We start from the raw sequence: 3,688 nt of genomic DNA, 5'->3' as shown, positions 1-3,688 counted from the left end.
TTAGCGCGACATTACGCGCTTCGGTTGCATCCACAGAGCTTCCATGGCGATAGCCCTAACGCCGAAAGCCACCCTTGGGTGGCTGTTAACGCATTGTGGTAATTGGTTAATTTTGGTTGCGGGAGTAGGATTTGAACCTACGACCTTCAGGTTATGAGCCTGACGAGCTACCGGGCTGCTCCATCCCGCGCCAGAGATTGACCTATGTGCGGTCAATTGTGCGCTGCCTCGAGAACTATTTGTATAGGAGAGGCGCATCATAAGAGAGATACGTTTGTGTTCCTTATTAGGTTTGGCGGTGACCTACTCTCCCACGTCTTAAGACGCAGTACCATCGGCGCGACGGCACTTAACGGCCGAGTTCGGGATGGGATCGGGTGTTTTGCTCGCGCTATGACCACCAAACCAAATAAAGAACACAAACACCGTTCAAAATACTTAGGTATTTTGAACGCGTGGCAAGGTCATGATTGCATGGCAATCGTGACAGCCACCCGGTCGTTATAACCACCTAGGTATTCAAACTATTTCCAGACATCTAACGATGTCTGTAATCCAAGTCACTTACACATATGTGTAGCTTTTGAAGATAGTCCTGTAAAAGTCTGGCTTCTACTGGATCAAATCAAGCCTATCGAACAATTAGTACCAGTCAACTGAACGCGTTGCCGCGCTTACATCTCTGGCCTATCGACGAGGTGGTCTACCTCGGTTCTCAGGGATACCTTGTTTTGAGGGGGGCTTCCCGCTTAGATGCCTTCAGCGGTTATCCTTTCCGAACATAGCTACCCAGCACTGCCATTGGCATGACAACTGGTCCACCAGTGGTTCGTTCACCCCGGTCCTCTCGTACTAGGGGCAACTCCTCTCAAGTATCCTACACCCACGGCAGATAGGGACCGAACTGTCTCACGACGTTCTAAACCCAGCTCACGTACCTCTTTAAACGGCGAACAGCCGTACCCTTGGGACCTGCTCCAGCCCCAGGATGAGATGAGCCGACATCGAGGTGCCAAACGGTGCCGTCGATATGGACTCTTGGGCACCATCAGCCTGTTATCCCCGGCGTACCTTTTATCCGTTGAGCGATGGCCCTTCCACTCGGGACCACCGGATCACTATGACCGACTTTCGTCTCTGCTCGTCTTGTCAGACTCGCAGTCAGGCTGGCTTCTGCCATTGCACTCAACGACCGATTTCCGACCGGTCTGAGCCAACCTTCGCGCGCCTCCGTTACTGTTTAGGAGGCGACCGCCCCAGTCAAACTACCCGCCACACAGGGTCCCGGATCCGGATAACGGACCGCGGTTAGACATCAAGCAGAATAAGGGTGGTATCTCAAAGAAGGCTCCACGAACACTGGCGTGTCCGCTTCAAAGCCTACCACCTATTCTGCACATATTGTGCCTGATGCCAGTGTGAAGCTGTAGTAAAGGTGCACGGGGTCTTTCCGTCTAACCGCGGGAAGCCTGCATCTTGACAGGCAATTCAATTTCGCTGAGTCGATGTTGGAGACAGCGGGGAAGTCGTTACGCCATTCGTGCAGGTCGGAACTTACCCGACAAGGAATTTCGCTACCTTAGGACCGTTATAGTTACGGCCGCCGTTTACCTGGGCTTCAATTCGGAGCTTGCACTCCTCCTTTTAACCTTCAGGCACCGGGCAGGCGTCAGACCCTATACGTCGTCTTACGACTTCGCAGAGCCCTGTGTTTTTAGTAAACAGTCGCCACCCCCTGGTTTGTGCCCCCAGTCAATACTTGCGTAGAAACTGGGCCTCCTTCTCGCGAACTTACGGAGGTATTTTGCCGAGTTCCTTCAACATCGTTCTCTCAAGCGCCTTGGTATTCTCTACCAGTCCACCTGTGTCGGTTTAGGGTACGATCTTATAGAGGGGCTATTTCCAGGAACCTCTAAGCAGCCCATTCAATCCGATAAGGATGAACTACCTTCGAGATCCGTCACCACCTCATGGCCCAGGAATATTAACCTGGTTCCCATCGACTACGCCTTTCGGCCTCGCCTTAGGGGTCGGCTTACCCTGCTCAGATTAGCTTTAAGCAGGAACCCTTGGACTTTCGGCGACAGGGTCTCTCACCCTGTTTGTCGCTACTCATGTCATCATTCTCGCTAGTGATCTCTCCACCGGATGGCTCACGCCCCGGCTTCACAGAAAACACTCGTGTCTGCGCTACCGCTTCGCTACTTGAGCGCGGAGTTGCCTCCTGGCTCTCGTGACGATGCGATAGAAAAGACAGAGTGTTATGTCACACTACGCTCCGCTACCATGCCTTACGGCATCCTAAGCTTCGGCTCATGGCTTGAGCCCCGTTACATCTTCGCCGCAGGACAACTTAAATTAGACCAGTGAGCTGTTACGCTATCTTTAAAGGATGGCTGCTTCTAAGCCAACCTCCTGGTTGTTTTGGTCGTCCCACCTGCTTTCCCACTTAGCCATGAATTAGGGGCCTTAGCTGTAGGTCAGGGTTGTTTCCCTCTTCACGACGGACGTTAGCACCCGCCGTGTGTCTGCCAGATATTACTCCTCGGTATTCGGAGTTTGGTTAGGATCAGTAAGACGGTGAGTCCCCATTACCCATCCAGTGCTCTACCCCCGAGGGTATTCGTCTGACGCTCTACCTAAATAGATTTCGCGGAGAACCAGCTATCTCCGAGTTTGATTGGCCTTTCACCCCTAGGCACAATTCATCCCGACCTTTTTCAACAGGTGTGGGTTCGGACCTCCAGTTAGTGTTACCTAACCTTCATCCTGATCATGCCTAGATCACTCGGTTTCGGGTCTGATCCATCTAACTCATGCGCCCTATTAAGACTCGCTTTCGCTGCGCCTACACCTAACGGCTTAAGCTTGCTAGATAGACCAAGTCGATGACCCATTATACAAAAGGTACGCTGTCACCCCTCAAGGGGGCTCCAACTGTTTGTAGGCGACCGGTTTCAGAAACTGTTTCACTCCCCTTGTCGGGGTGCTTTTCACCTTTCCCTCACGGTACTGGTTCACTATCGGTCAGTAAGGAGTACTTAGCCTTAGAGGGTGGTCCCCCCATGTTCAGACAGGATTTCACGTGTCCCGCCCTACTTAATACGTCCGATCATGCTTCTTATACGGGACTGTCACCCACTATGGTTGGCCATTCCAGACCATTCTAATCACAATCACAGCTCGGCTGGTCCCCGTTCGCTCGCCGCTACTAGGGGAGTATCTGTTGATTTCCTTTCCTCCGGGTACTTAGATGTTTCAGTTCCCCGGGTTTGCCTTTTTAACCCTATGTATTCAGGTTAAAAATACCTGGTTTACCTCATTATTAGCCACCCCGAAGAGTGGTAATAACAAAGTATCAGGTGGGTTGCCCCATTCGGAAATTCGTGGGTCAAAGCCTATTCTCGGCTCACCACGACTTATCGCAGAGTATCACGTCCTTCATCGCCTCTTACTGCCAAGGCATCCACCAATCGCCCTTCTCGCGCTTGATTTGATCCAGAAGAAGACGGACCCGTGCAGGTCTGCTTCCTCCGCGCCCCAAAAGCCCTTTTGTAAGCCTTCAGGGTGAGGCCCTTTTCAGGAACCTCTTAATCAAAAGAGTAAATTTTCCCACCGCAACAGTCTGGTTCAAAGCCTGCTGCGATATATCTTGTAGGTTAGTTTACTTGACTTGGATTGTGTTCGT

General features: G+C 51.8%; 1 tRNA gene and 2 rRNA genes. All 3 read right to left on the bottom strand.

The features are described from left to right. Positions 1 to 113: 113 nt before the first annotated feature. The 3 genes from BDE40_RS18110 to BDE40_RS18100 all read right to left on the bottom strand — a co-directional run bounded on the left by BDE40_RS18110 (position 114) and on the right by BDE40_RS18100 (position 3,494). Positions 114 to 190, bottom strand: a tRNA-Met gene (locus BDE40_RS18110). 100 nt (positions 191 to 290) lie between these two features. Further along, positions 291 to 405: ribosomal RNA gene (gene rrf / locus BDE40_RS18105) — 5S ribosomal RNA — on the bottom strand. 216 nt (positions 406 to 621) lie between these two features. Further along, a 23S ribosomal RNA gene (locus tag BDE40_RS18100) occupies positions 622 to 3,494 on the bottom strand. Positions 3,495 to 3,688: the final 194 nt, after the last annotated feature.

It is taken from the genome of Litoreibacter halocynthiae (genome assembly GCF_004365635.1).
Lineage (GTDB): Bacteria > Pseudomonadota > Alphaproteobacteria > Rhodobacterales > Rhodobacteraceae > Litoreibacter > Litoreibacter halocynthiae.
Note: the sequence above shows the minus strand (reverse complement) of the source record. Positions and strands in the feature narration are given on the sequence as shown.